This is a genomic window from Planktothrix sp. FACHB-1355 (genome assembly GCF_014748295.1).
GTDB lineage: Bacteria > Cyanobacteriota > Cyanobacteriia > Cyanobacteriales > Aerosakkonemataceae > Aerosakkonema > Aerosakkonema funiforme_A.
This window is the reverse complement of sequence record NZ_JACJUP010000865.1, coordinates 1-3154: the sequence shown is the minus strand read 5'-3', so window position 1 is coordinate 3154 and position 3154 is coordinate 1. Positions and strand designations below refer to the sequence as shown.

At 47.0% G+C, this 3154-nt stretch carries 2 protein-coding genes; one reads left to right on the top strand and one right to left on the bottom strand.

Annotation, left to right across the window (positions count from 1 at the left end; all coding sequences use genetic code 11):
• On the top strand, positions 1-259 hold a 259-nt coding region (locus H6S82_RS26135), incomplete at its 5' end, for a hypothetical protein (RefSeq protein ID WP_191056949.1).
• 280 nt (positions 260-539) lie between these two features.
• On the opposite strand, the gene H6S82_RS26130 is transcribed toward H6S82_RS26135, so the two are convergent.
• Positions 540-3020 carry an endonuclease MutS2 gene (locus H6S82_RS26130; protein WP_190473110.1) on the bottom strand — a complete coding sequence of 827 codons (2481 nt, stop codon included), beginning with the start codon at positions 3018-3020 and terminating at the stop codon, positions 540-542.
• Positions 3021-3154 lie beyond the last annotated feature (134 nt).

Sequence of the window (3154 nt, the reverse complement as noted above, 5' to 3'; positions counted from 1 at the left end):
ACTGGAATTGTTAATTTCCGAATACCGCCTGCATATTCATCACTCGGTTCAAAAAGCTACCGATTTTTGGCTGGGATACGACGAAGGCAAAGTTCGCTGTCGCACTCCTTATGCTCAAGAACCATTTATTATCGGTTATCCCACACCCTATCAAAAAGGAGAATTGCTCGGTTGGCGTTATGCGATCGCCAAATATAAAGTTCAGAATTTGTTGGAATGTTGCAACACATCTAGTTGCGAACTTTTCACTTGGGGATGAATTAATTTGAGATTTAAGATTTTAGATGGCAAATTTTTGATTATTCCCTAAAAAAATTTTTATTTTCGCCACATTCACTGTTGTTATTCTCTGTGAGAATCGGTGGTTAAATTTCTACCGCAGATGTAGGCAGATTAACGCAGATAAGAAGGGGATTTTTTATGCAGCCGATGCTACCGGACATAATATAATTATATGATGTAGTTAAAGAATGCTAAGATTTCAGATTACAAATTGCCAAAATCTGCAATCTGAAATCTGAAATTTGCAATTACCCAGCTTACTTGAGGTGTGCAACGGTGACGCCTTCGCCGCCTTCAGATCGATCGGCTAAATCAAAACGCTCAACCTGCGGATGCTGCTTCAAGAATTCGTGAACTCCTTGTCGCAGCTTACCGGTGCCTTTGCCGTGAACGATCCACAGGACACCGTATTCTACTGCTTGGGCGATCGCTTTTTCTACCTCGCTTTCTGCATCTGCTACTCGCCAACCGCGAATATCGAGAGTATTCTTAGATGTGCGAATCGCAGGTTTGGGTTGTTGCGGAACAGTTGCTGTCTGTTTCTTTTGCGAATTACTTGTCTCGCCTGCAACGGGTTTTGATTTAACTGGCAATTCCGGTTTCTCACCATCAAGGGATTCGATATCTTCTAAAGAAACAGTCATTTTCATGATGCCAAACTTGACGGTCAACTGACCTGCTTCGTTAGGAGAACTCAGCACTTCCGCAGTTTGACCTAACCTGGGAATGCGAATGCGATCGCCTTCTTTTGGCATAAAGCCTGGTTTGGGTTTTGGCGGTGGCGGTGGTGGCAAATGACGTTGGGCAATTTGATTGACACTTTCCCTTGCTATATTCACATCTTGTGCGGTCATCGGCCCTTGTTGCAAGCGGCGAATTACTTGGGCGATTTCACCTTTTGCTTGTGCGATCGCTTTTAGCACTTCCTGTTCTTGCTGTTGTCGCAACTGTTGTTCTCTTTCTTGCAAAGCAGCTGCTTTTTTGGAGACTTCCTGATAGAAACGCTCTGCTTGTTTGAGTAGTTGCGCTGCTTCTTCTGCTTTAGTTTCTTGACGGCGGCGTTGCGCTTCCAATCCCGCAATTACTTCGTTTACCTCTTCCGTTGCTCCCCCTACATAAGTTTGTGCTTTTTCAACTACCTCTGCGTTGAGTCCCAAACGGCGAGCAATTGTCAAAGCGTTAGAACGACCGGGAATTCCCCATAATAAACGATATGTAGGCGAAAGGCTGACATCATCGAATTCTACCGAAGCATTTTCAAAACGCGAGTCTTGATATTTCAGCGCTTTGAGTTCGCCAAAGTGAGTTGTCGCCATCGTCAGTTGTGCGTTGTCGGCGAGATATTGTAAAAGTGCGATCGCCAATGCACTTCCCTCCGCTGGGTCAGTACCCGCTCCCACTTCATCTAGCAATACTAGCGAATTGCTCGTTGATAATTGCTCATTGGCAATTGCAGATTCATTTTCTTCTCCATTCTCCAAAGCCTCTAAAATCCTGCTAATGCGGCGGATGTGACCGGAAAAGGTAGATAAACTTTGCTCTAACGATTGTTCATCGCCAATATCTGCCAAAACTTGCTCAAACCAGGGCATTTCGACTGGTTCCCGTGCGGCTACGAACAAACCCACCTTCGCCATCAGCGCCGCCAAACCCAAAGTTTTTAAGGTAACGGTTTTGCCGCCAGTGTTAGGGCCTGTAATCGTTACTACTCGAATTTGCGGCTGAATCAGTAAATCCACGGGCACAACTGCTGCACCTTGTTCGTGCTGATGTTGCCAAACTAACAGAGGATGGCGCAACTGCCGCAGGGTAATGCTTTCTCTTGTGGGGTGGGCATCTTGCCCGCCTCCAACCATTTGAATGAATCTGGGCGGATTAGCTTGCAACCAATAACTGTAACGCGCCCTAGCTGTTGCCAGATCTAAAGTAGTTGCGATCGCCAACAACCTCTCCAAATCCGGTTTAACTGCTGCCACCTGTTCTGTCAAAGCTCTGCGAATCGCTTCTTCCTCAGCTTGCTCTTGACGAATGAGTTGCCGCATCTGATTTCCCAACGACACAATCGCGTTTGGTTCCACGTACAGGGTAACGCCGCTCATCGATGTGTCGTGAACTATACCTGGGATAGCATCTTTGCTAGTTGCTTTCACGGGGATAACGAAGCGATCGCCCCGCTGGGTAATCACCTGTTCCTGCACCGCGCCGGATTGCCGCTGTAAAATGCCTTGCAATATCTGATAGATGCGATCGCGCTGTTGCCGCATTTGCTGGCGAATGCCGGCGAGTTTGGGACTAGCTCTGTCTGCCACTTCGCCGCGATCGTCGATGCAGTGGTGAATTTCCTGCTCTAGCTCCGGATAAGTCCGCAAATCTGCCACTAACTCCGTCAGAACGGGCAAATCTTCTTGGTTATCGATAACTCGACGCAGTTGTCTTGTCCCCGCCAGAGTTGTCGCAATGTTGAGCAACTCTTCCCCAGACAAGATACCTTGGAGTTCGGCTCGTTCGAGCGCATCTCCTATATCATAAATTCCGTCAAAAGTCCAGCCTGTTGTCAGGCGAGTTTCCAATTTGTAAACTTCTTGAGTTTGCGCCAACAGAGTCAGACTCTCGTCTTGAGTTTGGGGAATTTGCAGACGACGAGAAGCAATAGCTCCCAGCTTGGTGGCAGCAAAAGTGGACAGGTGTTGGCACAGACGTGGCCATTCCAGTAGTTCTAGGGTTTCGGCTTGAATCAAAGCTTATTTGTGGAAATTAAATATAAATAAGAGTTCCAATTCTCAGGATAAAGCAGGAACACCCGTTTCGGGTTATTCCAAAGGTGGGGTAAGAGCAAATCCGCTGGGATTATCCCCGTTATTTTTGCGGAGAG